General features: G+C 44.8%; 21 protein-coding genes. 10 read left to right on the top strand and 11 right to left on the bottom strand.

The genetic code is table 11. The features are described 5' to 3' along the window. Positions 1 to 114: 114 nt before the first annotated feature. Entirely contained in the window at positions 115 to 1,242 is a 1,128-nt protein-coding gene (locus RIF36_RS00745) for a hypothetical protein (protein ID WP_350118607.1), read from the bottom strand. Between the two features lie 219 nt (positions 1,243 to 1,461). On the opposite strand from RIF36_RS00745, the gene RIF36_RS00740 reads away from it, so the two are divergent. From RIF36_RS00740 to RIF36_RS00720, 5 genes are all read left to right on the top strand, one after another. Next, positions 1,462 to 2,514: a sensor histidine kinase gene (locus RIF36_RS00740; RefSeq protein WP_350118604.1), complete on the top strand. Its 1,053-nt coding sequence runs from the start codon at positions 1,462 to 1,464 to the stop codon at positions 2,512 to 2,514. Further along, positions 2,507 to 3,202, top strand: a complete 696-nt coding sequence (locus RIF36_RS00735) for a LytR/AlgR family response regulator transcription factor (protein ID WP_350118601.1) — start codon at positions 2,507 to 2,509, stop codon at positions 3,200 to 3,202. Before RIF36_RS00740 ends, RIF36_RS00735 begins: the two co-directional genes overlap by 8 nt. 121 nt (positions 3,203 to 3,323) lie before the next feature. Next, positions 3,324 to 4,004: a porin family protein gene (locus tag RIF36_RS00730; RefSeq protein ID WP_350118598.1), complete on the top strand. Its 681-nt coding sequence runs from the start codon at positions 3,324 to 3,326 to the stop codon at positions 4,002 to 4,004. Between the two features lie 48 nt (positions 4,005 to 4,052). Beyond that, entirely contained in the window at positions 4,053 to 4,751 is a 699-nt protein-coding gene (locus tag RIF36_RS00725) for a DUF4386 domain-containing protein (RefSeq protein ID WP_350118595.1), read from the top strand. A 144-nt stretch (positions 4,752 to 4,895) separates the two neighbouring features. Further along, positions 4,896 to 5,810 carry an NAD(P)-dependent alcohol dehydrogenase gene (locus tag RIF36_RS00720; protein WP_350118592.1) on the top strand — a complete coding sequence of 305 codons (915 nt, stop codon included), beginning with the start codon at positions 4,896 to 4,898 and terminating at the stop codon, positions 5,808 to 5,810. 131 nt (positions 5,811 to 5,941) lie between these two features. Here the strand turns inward: RIF36_RS00720 and RIF36_RS00715 are convergent, their stop codons facing one another. Together RIF36_RS00715 and RIF36_RS00710 are read right to left on the bottom strand one after the other, a co-directional pair. Next, the gene (locus RIF36_RS00715) at positions 5,942 to 6,841 is read right to left on the bottom strand and encodes a hypothetical protein (protein WP_350118589.1); all 900 of its coding nucleotides are present in this window, start codon (positions 6,839 to 6,841) and stop codon (positions 5,942 to 5,944) included. Between the two features lie 26 nt (positions 6,842 to 6,867). Continuing rightward, complete coding sequence (locus RIF36_RS00710) at positions 6,868 to 7,809, bottom strand: TolB-like translocation protein (RefSeq protein WP_350118586.1); 942 nt, start codon at positions 7,807 to 7,809, stop codon at positions 6,868 to 6,870. Positions 7,810 to 8,175: 366 nt separating this feature from the next. Between RIF36_RS00710 and RIF36_RS00705 the strand changes: the two genes are divergently transcribed. Continuing rightward, a complete protein-coding gene (locus RIF36_RS00705) occupies positions 8,176 to 9,642 on the top strand; it encodes a histidine kinase (RefSeq protein WP_350118583.1) in 1,467 nt (488 codons plus the stop codon). A gap of 4 nt (positions 9,643 to 9,646) precedes the next feature. Further along, a complete protein-coding gene (locus RIF36_RS00700) occupies positions 9,647 to 10,345 on the top strand; it encodes a LytR/AlgR family response regulator transcription factor (RefSeq protein ID WP_350071863.1) in 699 nt (232 codons plus the stop codon). A gap of 63 nt (positions 10,346 to 10,408) precedes the next feature. Here the strand turns inward: RIF36_RS00700 and RIF36_RS00695 are convergent, their stop codons facing one another. The 3 genes from RIF36_RS00695 to RIF36_RS00685 all read right to left on the bottom strand — a co-directional run bounded on the left by RIF36_RS00695 (position 10,409) and on the right by RIF36_RS00685 (position 13,511). After that, entirely contained in the window at positions 10,409 to 11,482 is a 1,074-nt protein-coding gene (locus RIF36_RS00695) for a WD40/YVTN/BNR-like repeat-containing protein (protein ID WP_350118581.1), read from the bottom strand. 248 nt (positions 11,483 to 11,730) lie between these two features. Next, positions 11,731 to 12,798, bottom strand: coding sequence for a Fic family protein (locus RIF36_RS00690; protein WP_350118579.1), 1,068 nt, complete (start codon positions 12,796 to 12,798; stop codon positions 11,731 to 11,733). Positions 12,799 to 12,878: 80 nt separating this feature from the next. Then, on the bottom strand, positions 12,879 to 13,511 hold the full coding sequence (locus RIF36_RS00685) for an SPOR domain-containing protein (protein ID WP_350118577.1): 633 nt from the start codon (positions 13,509 to 13,511) through the stop codon (positions 12,879 to 12,881). 346 nt (positions 13,512 to 13,857) lie between these two features. Here RIF36_RS00685 and RIF36_RS00680 point away from each other — a divergent pair, with 346 nt between their 5' ends. Continuing rightward, entirely contained in the window at positions 13,858 to 17,355 is a 3,498-nt protein-coding gene (locus tag RIF36_RS00680; RefSeq protein WP_350118575.1) for a DUF8202 domain-containing protein, read from the top strand. 238 nt (positions 17,356 to 17,593) lie between these two features. On the opposite strand, the gene RIF36_RS00675 is transcribed toward RIF36_RS00680, so the two are convergent. From RIF36_RS00675 to RIF36_RS00655, 5 genes are all read right to left on the bottom strand, one after another. Further along, positions 17,594 to 18,205 (bottom strand): MarR family winged helix-turn-helix transcriptional regulator, encoded by a 612-nt coding sequence (locus RIF36_RS00675; RefSeq protein ID WP_350118573.1) that lies wholly within the window; start codon positions 18,203 to 18,205, stop codon positions 17,594 to 17,596. A 33-nt stretch (positions 18,206 to 18,238) separates the two neighbouring features. Further along, a complete protein-coding gene (locus RIF36_RS00670; protein ID WP_350118570.1) occupies positions 18,239 to 18,706 on the bottom strand; it encodes a hypothetical protein in 468 nt (155 codons plus the stop codon). A 119-nt stretch (positions 18,707 to 18,825) separates the two neighbouring features. Next, on the bottom strand, positions 18,826 to 19,089 hold the full coding sequence (locus RIF36_RS00665; protein WP_350118567.1) for a DUF2024 family protein: 264 nt from the start codon (positions 19,087 to 19,089) through the stop codon (positions 18,826 to 18,828). A 67-nt stretch (positions 19,090 to 19,156) separates the two neighbouring features. Beyond that, positions 19,157 to 19,732, bottom strand: coding sequence for a protoglobin domain-containing protein (locus tag RIF36_RS00660; protein ID WP_350118564.1), 576 nt, complete (start codon positions 19,730 to 19,732; stop codon positions 19,157 to 19,159). A 508-nt stretch (positions 19,733 to 20,240) separates the two neighbouring features. Next, complete coding sequence (locus tag RIF36_RS00655) at positions 20,241 to 20,618, bottom strand: Fur family transcriptional regulator (protein WP_350118561.1); 378 nt, start codon at positions 20,616 to 20,618, stop codon at positions 20,241 to 20,243. Positions 20,619 to 20,705: 87 nt separating this feature from the next. On the opposite strand from RIF36_RS00655, the gene RIF36_RS00650 reads away from it, so the two are divergent. Both RIF36_RS00650 and RIF36_RS00645 read left to right on the top strand, forming a co-directional pair. Continuing rightward, on the top strand, positions 20,706 to 21,707 hold the full coding sequence (locus tag RIF36_RS00650; RefSeq protein ID WP_350118558.1) for an NAD(P)/FAD-dependent oxidoreductase: 1,002 nt from the start codon (positions 20,706 to 20,708) through the stop codon (positions 21,705 to 21,707). 16 nt (positions 21,708 to 21,723) lie between these two features. After that, the gene (locus RIF36_RS00645; RefSeq protein ID WP_350118555.1) at positions 21,724 to 21,969 is read left to right on the top strand and encodes a hypothetical protein; all 246 of its coding nucleotides are present in this window, start codon (positions 21,724 to 21,726) and stop codon (positions 21,967 to 21,969) included. The last annotated feature ends 1 nt before the right edge of the window (position 21,970 follow it).

The raw sequence follows: 21,970 nt of genomic DNA, 5'->3' as shown, positions 1-21,970 counted from the left end.
TGAGCTTCGTGAGATTTGCGTGTACGATGCCAATACTTTGTTTTTCCCCATTTGCATTGTTCTAAGTGTAAGCTGGTTTAGAAGGAGTTTATGTAAGCATCTCACTATTGTCCTCTATAGCCATTTCAGCTCACGATTGATGAGAAAGGGGAATTTTGCCACAAAATAAGTCATTAAACCTGCATTTACTGAAGCAATGACAGCCACTGCCCTATAAAACCAATCAACCTGGCCATTGATCAGAAGCAAAACAAACGGAATTAGGACACCAAAAACCAGACTTATGGAAACAAGCGACAATATGAGAAGGTTTATACTGGTGATCCCCCTCTTCAGTACTAATAAACATTTGTAGAGTTCTTTTAAGTAATGATTTTCAATATCATCCGCCATTTCCTTAAGGAGATTATTATCTAATTCGTAATCAGTATATTTTTCATCAAATCTTGCAGCAGCTTGCTTGATATATTCTTGATTCTCTCTTCTAAATCGACCGAAATAAATCCAATTCCTATCTGGAGTCAGCCAATACGAAATTGTATTAAAGATGTTTATGTCGATCCACTTTTCAACTATGTTTATATTATAGATTCCTTTGGTATCAAAATGCTTGTAGAGTTCTTGTTGCCATCTATAATCTTTACCTCTATCTTCAACTATGGAGATCATAGCCAAGTATGTCATCGAAACTCCTTCAGAAAAATCGTCATGGTTATAGAGTTCATCAAAAAGCTCATTCTTTTTGCTATCGGTAATTAGATACAATCTAAAGTCATAAAAATCAATTTTTCCGAATTTGCCATGGTCAAGCAACGATTTGGAATGTCGATCTTGATTGACCCATACATTGTAATAATCTGTGAGTACCTTAAGGATTCTTCTAAACTCTGTTATTTTCCGGGATATTCTGATCGCTTCTTCTCTTGTTTCCAACTTTCGATCTTTTGCCCAAGTTATTCGTGTGAATAAGTATGTAATTAAAATAGCTGAGAATACTCCGTTTACTGTTAGTAGATTTGATAGGATAGATTTATGATCAAATCCAATAAAACACTTCACCCAGAAGAAATAAAACATCAAAAGTGAGACTGTTAAGGCAAGTGCAATCAATGCAAAATTTATCCAATCAAATCTTCTTGCTCTATAAATGAGATAAAAAAAACTTCCCTTTACCGACTTTAACTTTTTTGATATTCTTTTCTTTAAGTTCAATTTGACAAAAAACTGTCTCATTCTGCTCATTTCTTTGAATTTATTAGAAGTTGAATATATATAAATCTCTTATAACCATTTCACTAAAAGAAGGGTTGGGACATAACTTGAGTGTTACCCTTCGGTCCGGATTTCAACAATATATGCTGTCAACGCAGGCAAGATCCTTTGCTGCATCCCCCAAACCCCAACTCATTTTTCACCACCCCTACTTGATTTTGAATCTCGTTTTATTCGCTACATTTCGCCATGAAACGACCCTTTGTCATTTTGCTTCATGTGGGCTTTTGGGCCTGCTACTTCCTGCTGGTGTTTATAGCACTGGGCCTGTATTATCGGAGCCATCATGATGTAGGTCGTCTGATGAATGCGCTGTACAGCGTGCTGCTTTTTGCTGCCGTGCCTTCCGCCCTGTGCTTCTACTCCTACTACTATTTCCTGTTTCCCGGCTACCTTCAGAAGAAGAAAATTCTTCAAGCCATTTTTATCGGGTTGCTGATGGCCATCCTGGCGGGTGTTGTGAGCTATATTTTAATCCGCTTTTTTATTGAGACGGGTCGCATTGAGGATATGGATGAAGGAGGACGGCACGGCAGGTCTACAGCGTTTCAAACCATCGTGGTCATGACGGTCATTGGCCTGGTGAGCGGAGGCGTGGCCCTGGTGATGAAGGGATTTGTTACCTGGTTCAATGAGATCAAACTGAAGGAGGCTTTGCGGGAGAAAAACCACGAGATGGAGCTGCAACTGATTAAAAACCAGTTTGATCCCCACCTTTTCTTTAACACCATCAACAATATCGATTCGCTGATACTGAAAGACGCCGTGCTGGCCTCCGACTATTTGAACAAGCTGTCCGACATTATCCGGTTTGTGCTGTACGAAACCCGGGCCGATAAAATCCCGCTTTCGAAGGAAATCGAATACATGGAAAAGTACATTGCCCTGCAAAAAATAAGGACGGCCAATGAAACCTATGTCCACTTTTCGATAACAGGCACGGTTGACGACAAGTTGATTGCCCCCATGGTGTTTATTCCCTTTGTCGAAAACGCTTTTAAGCATACCACCAACAAAAAAGTGGAGAATGCCATTACCGTACACATCGCCATTGATGACACCTGGGTTCGGCTGACCTGCAGCAATAAATACGACTCAAAATTGCCTGCCCAGCCACACGGCGGCCTTGGCAATGAGCTGATCAAGAAAAGGCTGAACCTTATTTACCCTGGCAAGCATGAGTTGGTAGTGGATAACGACAATGAGTTATATTGTGTAAACCTGGCCATTCAACATGGATAAATATACCTGTGTGATCATTGAAGACGAGCCCCTGGCTTTGGAGAAAACAAAGGCCTTTGTAGAAAAGGTACCTTTTCTGCAATTGAGTGCCACATTTGATAACGCCCTCACCGGCCTCTCCTATCTCAACAGCCACAAAGTGGATGTGCTTTTTCTGGATATCAATATGGACGAGCTATCCGGAATAGAGCTCCTGGAAAGCACAAAAATCAACAGCCAGGTGATCATTACCACTGCCTACCAGGAGTATGCCCTGAAAGGTTACGAGCTGAAAATAACGGACTATTTACTGAAGCCCTTTACGTTCAACCGGTTTATACAGGCAGTGAACAAAGCGCAGGAGAACCTCTCCTACCGCCAGTCGGAACCGGCCCCGGAATTTATATTCGTGAAAACGGAGAACCGGCTGGAAAAAATCATGCTCAATGAAATAGTTTATATCGAAGGGATGCGTGACTACCGCAGGATCCATACGCCAACGAAGAAGATCATGACCCTGCAGAATTTCAGCGAGTTCGAAAAACTGATTCCACCGGGCGAAATTTGCCGGGTGCACAAGTCGTACATGGTGTCGTTGAGCAAAATAGTATCCGTAGAGCGTGGCCGCATCAGGATAGCCGACCAGCTGATACCGATTTCCGATACTTACAAGGACGTGTTTTACCACCTGATCCAAAGCAAGGCGTAATTTCCCCATTTATTTCGCAGACTAAAAGTGGCACTATGCAGACATCTTTGCGGCTGTTGCATAATAAAATTTCAGGACCAAGGCCGCTCATTTTCCTTTGTTAAAAAATAACCAAGGAACAATGAAAAAAACAATCAAGAAGGCTATCGTACTAGGTATGGTTGCCTTGTCCGGAAACGTAATGGCTCAAAATGCAGACTCTCTGTCTGCGCAATTCACCGACAAAAAAGCACCTGTTACGTACATGCATCCACTGCTTAACCTGGCAGCCACCAGCCTAAGCCAGGAACAAGGAGCTATTGGTGGCGATAAAAAATCGGTGATGTCTCTTCAGGCAGGCCTGGCATTTCAGGGTGGCATCTCGTCTCACTTTTCAGTAGTGTCTGAATTGTATTATCTGGTAAAGGGTGGACAGCTTGGCACCTACAATCCCCTGACTGCCGAGAATGGAACGCTTCGGCTACATTCGGTCGAAGCGCCTGTGCTGGCCAGGGTTCATTTTGGTAAGTTCCATGTGAATGCGGGCCCTTCAGTAGCCTACAACCTCGGCGGCAAAGTAAAAGCCGACGACAAATCGAGCAAAGTGTCATTTGATGACAGCGACGGGCTCAAACGTTTTGAAGCTGGCGTGCAGGTGGGCGGCGGATACACTTTCCGCATCAAGCAAAAGCAGTATGCGCTGGATATCAGGTATGTGCACGGACTCACCAATATCGTCCACGCCGATAACCTGTACAACCGCAACCTGAACATCAGTGTGTACTACATACAGCCCTGGAAGAAGAACCCACTTGCGAAGTAAGAGGCGAATGATGTATTCGGATGGTCATTAAAAAAAATGGCAAAACTTATGAAAGCATTCAATTCAAACAGAAAAGCCTCGCTGACAGCAGGCATTCTGTACCTGCTCACCTTCGTCTCCGTGCCCACGCTGGCGCTTTATGCGCCGGTGCGTGAGGCTGGCTACCTGGTCAGTTCTCTTTCGGATACTCCCGTGCTCATCGGGGGTATTCTGGAAATCGTAGTGGCGCTCACCGGCATTGGCACCGCATTGGCGCTTTATCCGGTATTAAAATGGCAAAATGAGGGCATGGCGCTGAGCCTTGTCGGCTTCAGGGTGCTGGAGGCGGCAACCATCTTTGTCGGGGTGATGTTCCTGCTTACGGTGGTTGCACTGCACCAGCCGGGGGCCGCAGCCGAAGCGCTGGTTACCGGCCAAACCCTGGTGACGATGTACGACAGGATGTTTCTTATCGGCCAGAGCTTCATGCCTGCCATCAACGACTTTGTGCTTGGCATCTTGCTCTACAAGTCTCGTTTGGTGCCCAGAGGGCTGGCTGTGATTGGGATCATTGGCGGGCCGGTGCTGCTGGCGGGCACGTTTTCAGCGATGTTTGGCCTCATCGGGCAACGGGATCCCCTGGCCGGGCTGAGTGCTGTGCTGGTAGCTGGCTTCGAGCTGTCGCTGGGGATTTACCTGATAAGCAAAGGGTTCAGGCCGTCGGCTATAGCGAACCTTGGGCCACAGCCTTTAAACCCTCTGAGCTGATCAGCAGAAGGTTCGATAACCCGGGCAGGCATGGAGAGGCTGTCTCAAAAATCTCGCACCAGGTTTAGGGCTTTTGAGACAGCTCCATTCCTTTGTCCAGGGTACCCTTTAAAATAGACTAACATATAATTAACATTTTGACGAATGAAAGCTGTCGTTTATGAAAAATATGGTTCACCCGATGTGCTTGAACTAAAAGAGGTGGACAAACCATCCCCAAAGGAAAATGAGGTTCTGATAAAAATTTACGCTACCACGGTCACGGCAGGCGACTGGCGGCTACGCAAGGCCGACCCCTTTCTGGCCCGGATTTTCAACGGGCTGCTGAAACCCAAACGGGTAAAAATACTGGGCTTTGAGGTGGCCGGGGTAATTGAAGCGGCGGGCAGCAAAGTAAGTAACTTCAAAAAAGGAGACGCTGTTTTCGCCTCGTGTGGCCTGCGGTTTGGCGGATACGCTGAGTACACCTGCCTGCCTGCCAACCACTTGATGGCCATAAAGCCCTCGAACATGACCTTTGAAGAAGCTGCTACCGTTCCCGTTGGCGGGTTGACGGCGCTGAGATTTTTGAGGCAGGGCGGCATCAAACCTGGCGACAAAGTATTGATTTATGGTGCCTCAGGTAGCGTAGGCACCTTTGGTGTGCAGCTTGCAAGGGCTTTTGGAGCAACGGTGACGGGGGTGTGCAGCACGGCCAACATCCCGCTGGTTGCCCAGCTGGGGGCTGAGTCTATTCTGGATTATACAAAAGATGAACACACAGCGACACCGGAAAGCTTCGACGTTGTTTTTGATGCGGTGGGAAAGGCGACTAAATCGCAGCTCCGTCATTTGCTGAAACCAGGCGGTAAGTACGTTTCGGTGGCTGGCAATGCGAAAGCAAAGGATGATGACCTGACAGTGCTGAAAAACCTTATCGAGGCCGGAAAGTTGATCACAGTCATTGATAAACGATACAGCCTGGAGCAAATCAGGGAAGCCCACGCCTACGTGGAGTCATTTCGAAAAAAGGGCAATGTGGTGATCAATGTGATCGATAACGAAAGGCGTGCGGGCTAGAAAAAAAGCTCTTTTGACTAAAAAATAGCAGGCAACAGCTCCATTGTGGAGCCGTTGCCTGCAAACTACTCTGGTGAGAATTAAATGTGTGCCCGGTTGTCGGTTACTGTTTACCTATGTACTCTACGTTGTTATCGGGGTCTGAGATTCTCAATAACCTGAGCATCCACCCAATAAGGTTTTCCTACCCAATTGGTGCTTCCATCTTCTCTGACCTCCCACTCTCCTCTCGAAAAAAACAGATATTTCCCATCGTATGTTACCGATGGGGAGCTTTCCTGGAGTGCTGTGTTTATCTTATTACCCATGTTCATTGCAGGTTGCCAGGAACCGTCTTTCGCTCGAAAACTGATATAGATATCCGACCCACCATACCCATCTTCTCTTTCAACGTCCCACATTAAATAGGATTCATCCGGAGCAATGTAAGGATGCGCAATATCTATTCCGGTATTAATTTCTGTACCCATTTTGACCGGTGTTTCTTGTTTGCCGTTTATGAAACCAGAATAATAGATAGCGCCGTTTACCCCGCTATCATTGTTTTTATAAACAGCAAAATAATAGGTTCCCCGAGAAGAAATCGACATACCATGTGCCTGATCTTTTAAGAATTCACCCAGACTTTTGAGTTCAGACCACCCTGTTGCAGTTCGTTCCCTATACTCCTTTCCAAGGTACATTGTGTTGCCATCCTCAGAGAACCCCGGCCATTTTATATCAGTCTCTGTTTCGTTCCCCCATTTCCCATTTTCATATCGAATAACAAAAAAAGTACGTCGCTCATATTTTCCATTTTTCCTGGTGAAATAGTATTCCTTCATGTCTGGAGAATGGTTACCACCTTCAAAAAGTCCTTCTGGAGAAACAATGTCAGGAGCAAAAAGTACAGGAATCAGGCCCGGTGGTTTTTCTCCAAAATAGCGATCCTCTAAGGGCGGTTGGCTGGCATCGTTTTCAATTTTTTCCTGAGCAAGAGCTGTATTGATTGAAATGGAAAATGCCAACATTAGTAATTTCATTGCATTCATATTTGCTTCCTTTTTTTGATGAGTTGTTATTGGGGTCTGAGAGTTTCAATGATTTGTGCGTCAACCCAGTAGATGTCCGTATTTCCGCCGCCCACCTTTCTATTGAACAAAAGGTATTTGCCGTCAGGGGTAACGGTAGCATAGGCATCCCATTGAGCGGAGTTGACCTTGTCGCCCATATTGATGGCAGGCCCCCAGGAATCATCTTTTTGTCGGAAGCTGATGTAGAGATCAGAGTCTCCATAGCCCCCTTCCCGCTCGCTGTCCCAAATGAGGTAGCTCTCGTCTGGCGCAATAAATGGGTGAGCGGTCTTTTTGCCTGAGTTGACCACTGGCCCCATTCTCGTTGGCTCCTGGCGCTTGCCATCTTTGATGGTCGAAATGCGAATCGCATCTTTGCTTTTATAGTCATCAAAAACATAGGTGCCCTTTGCGGATGCCGACAGGCGCATAATACCCCAGTCTTCCCGGTCAAACATGGGCCCAAGGCTTTTGCGTTCGGACCAGTCATCGCCCACACGATCTTTGTACCCTTTGGCCATGTGCATGCGCTGGCCGTCTGGCGAGAAAGTGATCTCTCCCCTTCGCTTAAACTCAATGAATTTCTTCCAGACATTGTTTTCCTGCCGGAAGCCAATTACAGTTGGGTGGAAATTGTCAGGGTTGTAGCTTGTGTATTCACCGAGGTCTCTCGTGAAGTAAAACTCTTTCATACCCGGGGCAAAGACGCCCTCTAGCTCCCAGCCTTCTTTGGAGATGATACCTGGAGCAAATGGTTCTGCCACCATGCCCGGAGGCTTTTGCCCCATATTGGGCCCCTCCATGAGTGGAAAATCAGTGTCGCTTGCAATGTTTTCTTGAGCAAACCCACTACTTAGGCATACAACGTTCGCAAATAGGAGCATTTTCGTGATCCGCATTCCCCTCCTATTGTTGATATGTTTGATATACTTGTCTAAAATGGTCATAAGTTGAGATTGAGTTTTTGAAGGGTATACACCAAAATTCCTGTGAGAGTTGTTGATGTGCATTGTTTATTTTGCCAACTGCTCTATGCATGAATGAACTACTCAAAGAAGCCATATTATAATGGTTTCTTTACGTCAGTAAAACCTTGACAAATGAATTTGAGATCGTTACCCTGTTTTTTTTTAGCATTGATACTTGTGACATCTTGCTCCCAAAGTCCCGTTTTCAAGGGGTACGAGACGGTATTCAAAATAGGAGATCAACAAGAGTGGGCTGCAAAAAACTGGAATGATGAGGGCTGGAAAAGTGGAAGGTTTGTAGTGGATGGCGGTCGGGTTTTCTGGTCCCGAACTAAAATTGACATTTTGAAGGCTCCGGAATCATTACATCCCTATGGTCTTCAGTTACATGTATATGGTGAGTATGAGGTTTTTTGGGATGGAGTATTGATTGGGAAAAATGGGAACCCCGGTCAAGAAGAATTGCTTGGGCCTGAAGGTAAAATGTGGGCTACTTTTAGCATTCCTACTCACCTGACGGAAGCGGGAGAACATTTACTGGCCTTGCGATCGAGTCTCTATTATTTTCCAAATCATACAAGAATAGAGGAGCTGGACATCGCTTATTATGATGAGTTATTAACCGACCGGCTCATCGAATCTTCCTATATGCATCTGTTTGCAGGAGCCTTTCTCATCGCAGCATTCTATTTTCTTTTTCTGTTTCTGAGTGACAAAAAAGAGTATGCAATGCTAATTTTTAGTGTAAGCTGTTTTCTCTTTTTTCTCCTGATACTTGCGGAGTTTATTAAAGCCTATGTTCCCATCCATTACAGTCTGCATGTCATACGTTTACAGATCATAGGCATTCTAATGCTCGGTATTTCTTTTTTGATCCCGTTCTATTTTTCCATGCAGTTTCCTTTCCCTAAGCGAAAATTGCTGCTGATCATTTACGCCGGAGTTCTATTGTTCATTTTCCTTTCAAAATATGATTATTTCGAATTGACGGCCAATAATATGACTTTAAGCATGTGGCTTTTTTCTTTTGGGATAGCGGTGTTTGGAGGTTACAGAAAAATGAGAGGCGCCCGCCTCGTGCTGCTGGCGCTACTATTATCCGTGCTTATAAGTTTTGTCACTTCCTTTAACAAAAGCCTGTTCGCAGGTTTCAGTCTTATTCTCCTCAGCATGTTCTATTTGCTTTCTCTCCGAATCAAAGAACAACGGTTGGCCTATGAAACTTCTCTCGTTCAATCCACTCGGCTACGCCTGGAACTGCTTAAAAAGAATATTCAACCTCATTTTCTAATGAATACCCTGACCTCATTAATAGATTGGGTAGAAGAATCTCCCAAAAAAGGAGTTTTGTTCATAGAAGCGCTCGCTAAAGAGTTTGATCTTTTTAATCAGATAGAAAATCAAACATTGATCCCTATTGCTCAAGAAATAGCGCTTTGCCGTGCGCATCTTGAGATTATGGCGTACAGAAAAGAAGTCAACTATTTCTGGGAAGAAGAAGGTATAGACCCTGAACAAAAAATACCCCCCGCCATTCTTCATACGCTATTGGAAAACGGCATTACGCACAGTTTGCCTTTGGAAGATAATAGCATCAAATTTAAGTTGATATTTGAATCGAATAGTCAGTACAAGTGTTTTACCTTTTTGACGTTTGCTGCTGCTGTGAGGCAAGCATCGGGAGATAGAGAAGAAGGCACAGGACTGAAATACATAAAGGCTCGATTGACAGAAAGTTATCATTCGAATTGGGATTTCACCTCCGAACCGACAAACCATGGTTGGAAAAACGTCTTAAAAATATACACTTAAGGAGATGAATGTTTTAATCGTTGAAGATGAATCAAGGATTGCCAAAAGAATTGAAAGGATGACCCGTGACATTCTTGGCAACAACTTACACTCTCTCACCCACATTAACACACTCTCTGAGGCATTGAAATTTATTGAAAAGAGCTCACTGGATCTGGTTCTCCTGGATTTGAATCTTAATGGAGAAAGTGGTTTTGACCTCCTGACGACGGCGGTTTCTGAGTCGTTTCATACCATCGTAGTTTCCGCTTACAAAGACCAGGCAATTACGGCTTTTGAATATGGGGTGTTAGATTTTGTACCTAAGCCCTTTAACAGAGGTCGGCTGGAGCAAGCTTTCAACCGTGCCATCACCAAAGAAAAAACAGCGGCGAATAGGGTTAGGTTTCTAGCTGTAAAAAAAAGACAAAGGATACAGCTGATCCCCATTGAAGATTTGCTTTTTATTAAAGGAGCAGGAGTCTATTCCGAACTCTTTCTGACGGACGGAACAAAAGAACTGCATGATAAGTCGCTTGAAAAACTGGAGCAGCTTTTACCTCCTGCTTTTGAACGTATCCATAAATCATACTTGCTGAAGATGTCTGAGGTAAGGGAAATTATTGTGAAACCCGGGAGCAAATATATGGCCGAGCTTAAAAATGGGGCGCTTATCCCTATCGGAAGAACAAAATACAAAGACATAAAGGCGAAGTGGCTTTAAACACTTTGTTGATACGGAAAGAAAACCCTCGAAACAATTCCGATGACACAAACCACAAATTTTTTAGCATCCCTCAGCCATGGGGAGGGCATAAACAACATCGCCGGAAACAGATAAGCTGAAGACCCTTTCCCCGATAGAAGGGCGCACCAGTTCCCATGACTGTCCCCTGTCCGATGAACGAAAAATGCCACCAGGATGACCGCAAAAGAGATAGTCGCCCATCTGAACAATGGAGGTAATGGATAGGCTTGCCGGAAGGCCGGCATCAATGGCCTGCCAGGTTTCGCCGCCGTCGTAGGATGTTCGCACCCTTCTGGTCTCCGACGCTGTGTTGTAAGTAATAGCAGCAAAGCCCCCATTGATAGGTTCTACAGCGATGCCGACACCACCCTCGCTGATCACCAGGTCCCAGGTTTCACCCTCATCGGTCGACCGTATGATCCCCTCCTGACTCGTGGCCATCAGTATGCCGTTTTGCTCTACCAACTTCATAGCCCAGCCTCCGGCTCGAACTTGTTTCCAGGTTTCGCCACCATTAGCAGACTTAAAAAGGCCGTTGTCGCAGCCAATGAAAACGGTGCCTCCATCGCTTTCAAATACGGTGCGTACTTGTTTCTCCGGAAAGTTGGTGTACATAGGCCACCATATACTCGTTGCGTTTTTTCTTTTTAGAAATTGGCCATTCCAATAGTTGTAGGTATAGATTCCGGTCTTGCCAGGCGCTATGCTACTATTTTCATCGGCGAGTATCTCTTTTCTCCAAAAAGGAGTTGTCGAATTTGGTTCACTGCGATAGAGCCCATTTTCTATAGTCAAATAGAGCTCACCATTATTGGCAATGAAACCACTACCTGCCTGCAAGTTTTCGGGCAACCCTTCGCTGATGTCCTGCCATGTTTGTCCGCCGTCGGTAGACCTAAAGACGATATTGGCAACTGCCGACTTATGGCTACGTGGTTTGTGCGTATCTTCTGTAACTGGAAGTGACGGCGGATATTCCAAAACCTCATTACAAGCAAAGGTGAGTGGAAAAAGGAGCAAAAGAGAAAGGTTGCGGATTTTCATGACGATAAATTGCTTTGCTGAAACAATGTCATGAAGGTATTGGGTGCCAATGACCTCGCAGCTTTTCAATTGTAAAACGTTTGTAAAATGATTGTAAAAGCTCCTCGTGATACTCAGCTACGATGTGGGCGATGGCAACTGACAGCATTGAATGGAGCCACCTAAGGTGTGCGTTAGTTGTACAGTGCAGGCCAAGGTTCCCATTTTAGAATACCTCATCGAACCCCCCAATTTCTTTACGTGTTCATTTTATGTGTAAAGAAAATGGCACTTTTCTTTACTTGTTTTGATTACATGTAAAGAAAACATCATTTTCTTTACATTTTGGCTACGCTCAGAAGCAGGTCAAACAAGGAAACATTGATGTAAAAGCTCTCTTTTCCAAACTTCTCTCGCTTCAGAATCTTTGTACGGCACATTTCCTCCAGGTACCTCGTAGCAGTAGGTCGGGAAACACCTAAATCTGCCATCACAAAATCGATCTTTGTATATGGATGCCTGAAAATGTTGTTCAACAAATCCTGGCTATAGATTTTAGGCAATTCAATGCGCATTTGCCTTTTACGCTCAAGCATTAGTTCTTTAATATTCTTTATCAAAACGATGGTCTGACTAGCTGTTTGCTCTATCCCTTCAAGCATAAACAACACCCATTCTTCCCAAGAATCTTCACGCCTTGTTTTTTGAAGCAGCCTATAATAATCTCTTTTGTTTTGATTGATATACCTGCTTAAATAGAGGATTGGCATATTCAACAAGCCCTCTTTTACCAGATAGAGTATGTTAATGATCCTTCCAGTCCTACCATTGCCATCATAGAACGGGTGAATGCTTTCAAACTGATGATGGATCACTGCCATTTTCACCAAAGGATCCCAATCTGACCAGTCTGGTGAGTTCATAAATCCTTCCAAATTACCCATGAGCTCTTCAATCTCTCTTGGGTCTTGTGGCGGAGTGTAAACTACTTCTCCCGTTTGCTCATTTTTTAGCGCCGTGCCCGGAAGCTTCCTGTAGCCGGCATCGTTCTCCTCAATGGTGGCCTGAATTTTCCGTATGTTATTTTGTGTCAATATGCCGGCTACTTTGACGGTCTCATATCCGGCTGTCAATGCCTTCGCATAGAGATGCACCTCCTTTGAAGCCAGTGTCTTGAACTTATTGCTAGCAACATCAGACTGATAGAGTTCATCCTGTGTAGTGATGATATTCTCTATAGCTGAGCTGTCTTTTGCTTCCTGCAGCGCCAGCGTACTAATTAATATGCTCTCATTCGGGATGTTTCCTGCCACACCCTTCATTTCCGCCAATGCGGCACGGGCTTCCGCTACTTTTTTAAGTACAGCTTTGGTTTCCACCTCTGTATCTAATGGAAGTAGCTTCATTGTATTTATATTTATTGATACGCTTCTTCTCCAGACTAAGGGGTTTCTATCTTTTTTAAACAACTAGCCATCAAACCATCTCAATACTTCAACACCCAAACGCCTTCTCCAAACGCACTGGCCGATGAGGTAGCTGCTACGGCTTCGTCCCAGGTGGGGTAATCGCCCACGGACACACGGTGAAATAGCTTGTTGGTGCCGGAAGGGTTAATTATTTTCAAGCTGTTTCCTTCCTTGGCCAATTTGTTGGCATAGTCCATGGCCAGGTCGCCATCCACGCTGCTGGAAACGACAACGTAGAAACGTCCTGTAGGTGAAGCAACAGTTTCAATTGTCCCGGGTGTTTGTTTGGCAGCTAATTCATCAAGTTTGGCCCTTACCAGTGCCAACTGATCTTTGGCATATTGCTGATCCGGCAAAAGAGCGGCAGCTTCAGCATAAAGAGAATTTGCTGTTTCCCAGTTTTCCTCTGCAAATGCCGCATCGGCATTTTTAATCAAGTTTTCGTATTTAACTTTTTTCTGAGCCTCCAGTTCCTGTCTCTTTTTCTCGACCTCTTCTTTGGCTATTTGTTCCAACCGTGCCTTCTCTTTTGCCTCTTGTGCGGGCTTGTACATGAACAAATAATATCCGCCCGCCAATACCACCAGTACCAGCACCAGGATAATAATGACGCTTGCGGTCTTGTTATTACCGTTAGAATTTTCAGCCATTGGTCAATTAACTTTAGTTGAAGGTTATACAATGATAAAGAAATTGGCATTAAATCCATTAACTGGCGTCTGGTAGTTTCTACTCCCTTTCACCTTTAGCCCAATTTCTATCTTCTGTCACTTTTGCATCGGATAAAGCCTAATAGTTGGGTTTTGTACAACTATTTTGATAAAAAATATGACAATTCGTAAAAGTAGCCTACCTTAACGCCAACGCCGCAGTGTAAGTTGTCCTGGCGTTGCGCAGTTTTATCCGTCCAATTTAATATTTCACACCAGCTTTCTGACAGGTTTAAGAGTTTGTTTTTTAGTAAATCTGAAATAACGAGAAATGAGATTTTTGGCGATGCGTTTTATATTATTTCTGGCCTTTTCGCTATCAATTGGTGCTTCCTATGGAGCTGAATTTTCCAGGAAACAATCTGGCACAACTACGATAGCCAATGGAAGTACCACCAGGACAATTGCCATTACCGCAATTGACAGGTCGAAGTCTTTTCTTGTCTTCTCTTCCACCATTGATTCTAATCAACCACAGCACTTTCAAGTTGGGGGTGCCATCACCAATGCTACTACGTTAACCTTTGCACGAACGGGGAATACAGGCGTGGTTTCTATCAGCTGGGAGGTTTTTGAGTTTGAAAGCGGTGTTTATGTACAACACGGTTCTTCCACAAATATTGCCAGAGGAACGCCCGTTGATGTGACCATTGGGTGTGTGGATCTCACGAAAAGTTTTGTGCTCATTAGCGCACGAAAGAGCGGTTCGCAGCTTGGTGCAGATGACGGGGTGTCAGCCAACCTGACAACGTCAACTAATATGCAGCTAATGATTAGCAATAATGGCCCCGGTGGAGCTAATATGGAAGAAGCCTATTGGCAGGTGATTGAATATCAGGGGGCTGTGGTGAAAAAGCTGGTGACGACACTGGCAGCCGGATCGCTGTCCACAACCGCAACGATTTCCCCGGCCATTGGCACACTTTCGAAGGCATTCGTTGTAAGTAATCATTGGTGGGAGGGAGACATAAATGCCTTTGATTTACCCCGTACTGAGCTAACAAATGCGTCAACCGTGACTTACACGAGGGCAGGCACAACATCCAATATGAACTTTGTAACCTACGTAGTTGAATTTACGGATGGCTCAACTGTGACAAGGGGTACACAAAATTTCACAGCAGGCGTCACTACACGACCCGTTGCCATTACTGCCACAAGTGCATCAGGGGTAATTGCCCCCGGAAACTTTGGCCGACAAGGTAGCACAAGCTTTTCCACCGACGACAACTCTGGCCACAACTGGTTTACCTATCAAATTACGAGCTCCACAAACCTCCAAATCACCCGGGGTGCCGGCACAGGTTCAACGGCCGATGCACCGTGGCAAATTATCACCTTCGAGGATACGGGGCTTCAGGGAAATACATTTTACTCACGCCTGGCGGGGCCAACTGCCTGGGAATCGAATACGGCATGGTCTTATACTCCAGATGGTTCCAGTGGGGCCGTGCCGGTGGGCGTTTATCCGAGAAGAGCCAATAATGTGGTGATTCAAAATGGGCATACCATTGCTATTGATAACGTCAACGACAACGATCCGTGTTCGCAGTCACCTGATGACTTGCCACTGGCTAATGTTGGCACATTCACGGGGTCAACCGATCAAATGTTCTATCATACAGGTGATATTGTGATAGCGGACGGCGGATTGCTTACTTCCACCGAGGAGCTGATGCTCGCCGGATACACACTCATAGCAGATGGCGGAACGCTCACTGTGAATGAAGACCTTGTTAATTTGGGGTACTTTGAGGTTGCTGAAAATGGAAATTTTTCAAATTCCGATGACCTGGTATTGTCTGGCAACAGCATCACTATTATCAATAACCTCTCTTTCGGCGCAGACGATATCTACATTGACTGGACAAATGCTACCTTATGCGGCGAGGGCGTGATGAACCTGGGGAACGGCGGAGCTGACCCCACCATCCAATTTTTCAATGGTGGATCGCTGAGTCAGGTTTGTGGTACATTTGCTGTGACTTGTACGGCAAATTGTGGAGCGTTTCCTATTGCCCCTACCGGTAGCTTCTCGTCGGGAAATTCCGGGCCAGGCGGGATTGGGAGTACCACCGCATCGGGCGATGTCAGGCTTTGGCTAGATGCCAATACGATTAATCAGGCAACAGGCACGAATGTGACGGCATGGACTGACCTTTCAGGATATGGCAACGATGCTGCAGCCGCCTCTGGAAGTGAACCAGTTTTTAGAACCGGCCAGTTAAACGGGTTTCCGGCAGTTCAGTTTGTAAACGCAAATTCTGATTATTTGCAAGTTGCTGACGATGCATCCCTTGATATTCAAAACGTAACTCTGATCACTGTGGGCAATTTGGCAGCTTCTTCTACTGCCTATGCGTCGTTTCTTTCCAAAATTCAATCGGGTGTTGCTGGGTTTAATGGATATGCGCTGCTAAGAAACAATAATCTACAGAGCGTATCGTTTGCAATTGACGCACTGGGTAACGAAGCGCAAAGTGCCATTTCTTACGGGGTAAATGCCATTCACACGGGTATATATGCTGATCCGGGGATGCAACACTTTGTCAACGAAAGTGGCCCTTCTACGGATTCTTATGCTGGTCCGATCACCTCTCACAACACTCCGTTATATATTGGTGGAACTGTTAATGCTGCCGGTAGCACTCCGGATCGGTTTCTTGAAGGTGACATTGCTGAAACGATAGTTTTTAGTTCTGTCCTGGACAACATTAAGAGAATAATTTTAAGCAATTATTTATCCTCAAAATATGGAATCGCTATTGCCAATGATTTTCATGCGATGGACACGCCAGGCAATGGGAACTTCGATTACCAGGTAGCGGGCATTGGCCAGGCCAGTGATGGTAGCTTTCATAAAGATGCCCGGGGGTTTGGCATCGTGAGAATGTGGAACCCCAGCGCACTTGGAAACAACGAGTATTTGATGTGGGGGCATGACAATGCCGCCCTTACCGGTACCACTTCGGGTGTCGATGGAATAATCATTGAACAGCGTTATGACAGAATTTGGAGGGTCAGTGAGACGGGTGATGTGGGAACGGTTTCTATATCTTTTGATTTCAATGGCATAGGAAATCCCCTCGGCTCTAACCTGAGGCTCCTGATTGACCGGGATGGCGATGGTTTTGCTGACAATGATGTCGCTCCTGTCGTTGGCACTGTTTCCGGTAATATTGCTGTTTTCTCAAGTGTTAACTTCCAGAACGGAGATCGCTTTACCCTGGGCAACACTGATATATCTTCACCTTTGCCTATAGAGCTCACTTCATTTGAGGCATTTGCAAGTGGGTCTTATGTGACTGTAAAATGGCGTACGGCTTCTGAACTCAACAACGATTTTTTCACTATTGAAAAATCTAAGGATGCTGAAAATTGGGAGCAGGTGGCTATTGTAAATGGAGCAGGAACCACACAAACACCACAACAATATGAGATAGTCGATACCAGTCCATTTACAACGAGATCCTATTATAGACTGAAGCAAACCGATTTTGATGGAAAATTTGACTATTCGCCGATTGCACTTGTGAAGTTTGATCACACAGATGTCCTCCATGTTTTTCCCAATCCTTCCGACGGGAGGTTCACATTGTCAGTGGATCATTTTAACTTATCTCAAATCAGGCTATGCAACAGTCTGGGGCAGATTGTGCAGGCGTCAATTACAATCAAAGACAAATTTGCGTTAATCGATATTTCGGATGCCAAACCCGGGGTTTATGTCCTTCAGGTCTTTGATGGTAGTTCTGTTCGCTCTGCCAGGTTGATCAAGAACTAGCGCCAGATCACCTTTACACTTTTAATGGGTCATACTGCCCCGTAGACAATCCCTTGTGCTTTCTGCTCAGGCAAGCCTTTTCGGCCTGGAAGGCTCTTTTCAATGGCCTAGCGCACGATCACTTTATCCTGTGATATGTTTTCATAGAAATAGCGTATGTCAAACATTTGCTGCCCTCCTTGCTTACGTCAATAGTTAAAGTCAGTATTTTGTGATCAACTTTCCTGTATCTGGCAAGTCAGTTCGACAGCTGATGTTCCGGACAATCAATTCGCAACTCCGAATTTTCCAGGTTTTTATTAAGTAGCTTACAGAAGTGAGGTTGCTTTCCTTCCCCTGGTTTAAAATGCACACACGACAAACACATTCGCTGAATTGTAATTACACCAGTCTTATTCAGGTGATCAATGACGCCTATCAAACTCAGCAATAGGTTTTCCTTATCGTCAGCTTTCAGTTTGTTAATGGGCACTTGTATTTGATTGGAAAATGCAGCAGTTCTCCCGGCTATGGCTTTGCCTTCATTTGTCAAATGAATGATATAGCTTCTTGTGTCGTGTGGTTCGTAGGCTTTACTTATAAGACCTTTTTGTTCGAGAGACTTTATCGTATCGCTGATCGTCGGTTTCGTCATATTAAACTCATCAGCCAAATAGGTTACTTTTCTTTTTTCATCACTATGGTGAAGCAGGAAAATAAGTACCTGAATTTGTATGGGGCTCAAGGAAAGCTCCTTGCTTTCATTCCACAACAACACCCGAAAAGCCTGCGATATTCGCTCAAGTGCGGCGATGATCCGGCTGTCTGTATTTTCGTTTTGTTGGTCGAGGTTAAAAGGCGATTTATTCATGGTTGTAACCGGTATTCATAACAAAATACTCCCTCAGTTTTTCTTCAATCGTAGGGCTATCCAGGTGCCCAAACCATTGAAAGAGTATCTCCATCCGGCTGTCAAATAGAATAAAAGTAGGAGTTCCACGCAATAAATTGGTAGCGAAAGTAACCCACATTGCTCGTAATGATTGAAATAGTTCTGAAGTGATACTTTGACTTGTGCCAATTCTGGTTGTGAAACAACACCAAATTGACGATGATTTGAAATGACTCCCTCTATATAATGCGGCTGGAGCATTTCTGCTCTGGTAGTCATGGTGTCGATAAGCACTGGAAAAGGGATGTGCGCTTCCCATTTGAGGTTCCTCGCATCAAATTCTTTTTTAGTTTCACCCACCAAAATGTTCTTCTTCAGGAGGAGTCTGGTATTTTCTATGGTATTTAATTCAAAATCCTCGAATGCTGTTGACAGGGCAAAGCAAGATAGCTTGTCCTTATACTTAGAATGCCAACTCATGATTTGCGGGAAGCCCTGCAAAAAACAACCCGGGCAGTTCACCTGAAAAACCATCATCAGATTGAGGTCAGCAGGTTTAAACGAGCCTTGCAATACGTCAGAGTACTTAAGATCAAAAGTCACTGGCAATTTTTGAGTTCAATAATAAAGTACCCCTTGTCATCAATGCCCTGGATGATCTCATCCGTTGCCTGCTCAATATGACAAAAAGCGCATTCTTCGGATGTAAGTTCATAACCATCGATAGATTTAGTTTGCAAGTACTCTTTCCCATATCCGTAAATTACCTTTTCGTCTTTTAGAGAATCAGGAACCATGATATCAAAATTCATTACTGTTCCATTTTGCTTTTTCACATAGGTATCCCAAACTGCTACTTTCATACTGATCAGATTTTAGAATGGATAGCTGGATTAGATGCTGTATCATAACCCAGCTATTTTAAAGTGCTTAAAATTCGTTCTTATTGATATAAGGATAAGTCCAGAGAATGACCGTTAACGTTACTGCTTTGAACCAGGCCGCATACATTTTCTCTACCGTTTCAGCATCCTGCCCTTTTTTTGTAAGGAAGTCTTTGATTGTTGCGGTAATTGGAAAAATGAATGCCACCAGGTAGCGATAGTGAATGATAGGCACTGCCTCTGCCCCATCGGTCTTGTTTTTCTTCGTACTGTGATGACGCAAAGCAATTTCGTGCTGGTAATTAAGCCAGTCCTGGTCGTACGGCCTGTTGCACAAGTCCACAATCCACTGGCCAAACCGCACCCTTACTGCCGCCAGATAATCCATGTCCGGCTTGCCGCCCTTTCCGAAGTAGTGAACTAAGTGTTCGTTGCCTCCAACAAACCCATACCATAAATCAAGTACTTCATTCGTTTGATCTTTTAGTACCTCTCCTGCCAGCCGTAGATATTTCTCGTCATCAGCTGAAAAGAGCACTGTTTTTTTTAGCAAGTCCAAGTCCGTTAATGATACAGGCGATTTTGCAACTTGTCCATACGTGTAACCTTTGATTTTTTCCATCGTGGTGGAGGGTTTTGTTAAACAATGTTCAAATATAGTTAGGATTCCTAACTATTCAAAATCCTTCTTTTTCAAATAGAGGTTTATTGCAATTGAGAGTGTCTACTGCATGAAAAATGGAGTGTCTCGACTAAATAGACGAACTCGCTGTTACGAAAGCACCTTGCTCCTATTCGCCTCAAACCATCACTCCCCGCTACCTGGCAGCATTATTTTGCCATTGGGTTTAATGGTCCAATGCACGTCGGTCAACACTGCTACCATTTTGTGATAGTGAAATGCCTCCCAGGGTACTTGTCCGGGTTTAATGTTTGGGTATTTTTTTGCCGAGGAAATCGTGTAGGTGTCTTCCAGCGGGTTCAGCAAGGGAGGATATTCGTAAAACAGCCACTGCTGCTCCTTCTGGTCATTCTCATATTATAGCTTCTAACTTTTAGTTCATGTACATCAGCCATACTCAACGATAAAAGTCATATTAATAACCGAACAAATCAGCAACCACCACCACCTAAGAACAATCGCTACACACCCCAATAAGCACGCAGTTTAGACTTCCGACTTTGTAGCCTGTGGGCACTGAAAAGTGGACAAGGGCCGGAAGGCACTCGATGGTTTCGCAGTTGGTGCAGCGAAAATGAAAGTGGTTGTCGGGCAATTTGGCCTTATCGTCACACTTCACACATACGGCAAAGTACTGCTTACCGTCATCGGCCACGATTTTGTGCGCAATGCCATCTTCGCAAAAGCGATTGAGTATTCTGTAAATGGTGGCCCTGTTGGCATCCACGTCTATTTCCTTTTCAATGGCATCCTGGCTCATTGCTTTTCTTGCATTGGTCAATACCGACAGCACTGCCTCTTTGGATGTTGTGTTTCTTCTTTTCATACTAATGCGACATATTTGCAATTAAATATTGCGACTATGTTGCAATAACGGAAGTGATGCCTAGCTTTGCAAACAGCTTACAAAAAAGTGACTAGGAGAAACCTATTGAAACATGGCGGGCTTGCTCTGACAGCATGGGCATTACCTCGTTCAACAACAGCATTTACACAACTTGATGAAATGACAGACCAGAAGCATTTTGAAGTAATCATTATTGGGGGCAGTTATGCGGGGCTCTCTGCCGCCATGGCACTCGGGCGGTCTTTGCGCCAGGTATTAATTATCGACAGCGGGCAGCCTTGTAACCGACAAACGCCCCATTCGCATAACTTCATTACCCAGGACGGCGAAAAGCCAGGCGTAATAGCCGGGAAAGCCAGAGAACAGGTTTTGAAGTACAGCTCGGTACAATTACTGAATGACCTTGCCGTTAGTGGGAAAAAGACTGCCACCGGTTTTGCCATCACCACGCAAGCAGGCCAGGCATTCACGGCGAAGAAGCTGGTGTTTGCCACCGGGATACAAGATAGCATGCCTGCCATCAAGGGCTTTGCTGAATGTTGGGGAATTTCGGTGGTGCATTGCCCCTACTGCCACGGATACGAATTACGAAACCGGAAAACCGGCATTATGGCCAATGGAGAAAGGGCCTTTCACCTGGCCTCGCTGGTCAATAACCTCACTGACAACCTCACAGTCCTCACATCGGGAAAGGCAGCGTTTGAGCCCGGGCAAATCACAAAACTCAAGAGGCACAATATAGAGATCGTTGAAACTGAAGTTTCGGAAATTGAGCATCATAACGGGCAGGTCAAAAACATCGTCTTTAACACCGGCGCCAAGATGGCCTTTGACGGCCTTTACGCAGCCCTTCCCTTCACCCAACATTCGCACATTCCAGCGTTGGTGGGTTGTGAGCTGACAGAGCATGGTTATATCAAAGTAGATAGTTTTCAAAAAACGACCATTGAAGGTGTTTTTGCCTGTGGCGACAACAGCTCTATGATGCGGTCAGTTGCCACTGCGGTTTATACTGGAAACGTGGCAGGAGCCATGATCAACAAGGAGCTGACCGACGAACAATTTTGATTGGGCCCTAAAAAAAATGGTAGAGGTTTTTGTCACAAGTATTCGGAATGAAATGCAGGCAGAGCGCATTTTAGCTGCTCTTCAAACTGGCTTTCCTGCCTTGAGAGTCAATATTGACCTATCTGATTCAGCAGCTGGTTTTCCCTGCGGTCACAGCATTTTGCGGGCTGAAGGGGCTACCTTTCAGCCAGAAAACATAAGAGTAGCAGTAAATGAAGCAGGGTTTATGTGCGATGTGTTAGAAGATAAAATTTGCAAATAAC

The sequence above is a fragment of the Imperialibacter sp. genome, assembly GCF_040222815.1.
Lineage (GTDB): Bacteria > Bacteroidota > Bacteroidia > Cytophagales > Cyclobacteriaceae > Imperialibacter.
The sequence above is the reverse complement of the archived record's forward strand: the minus strand, read 5'-3'. Positions and strand labels throughout refer to the sequence as shown.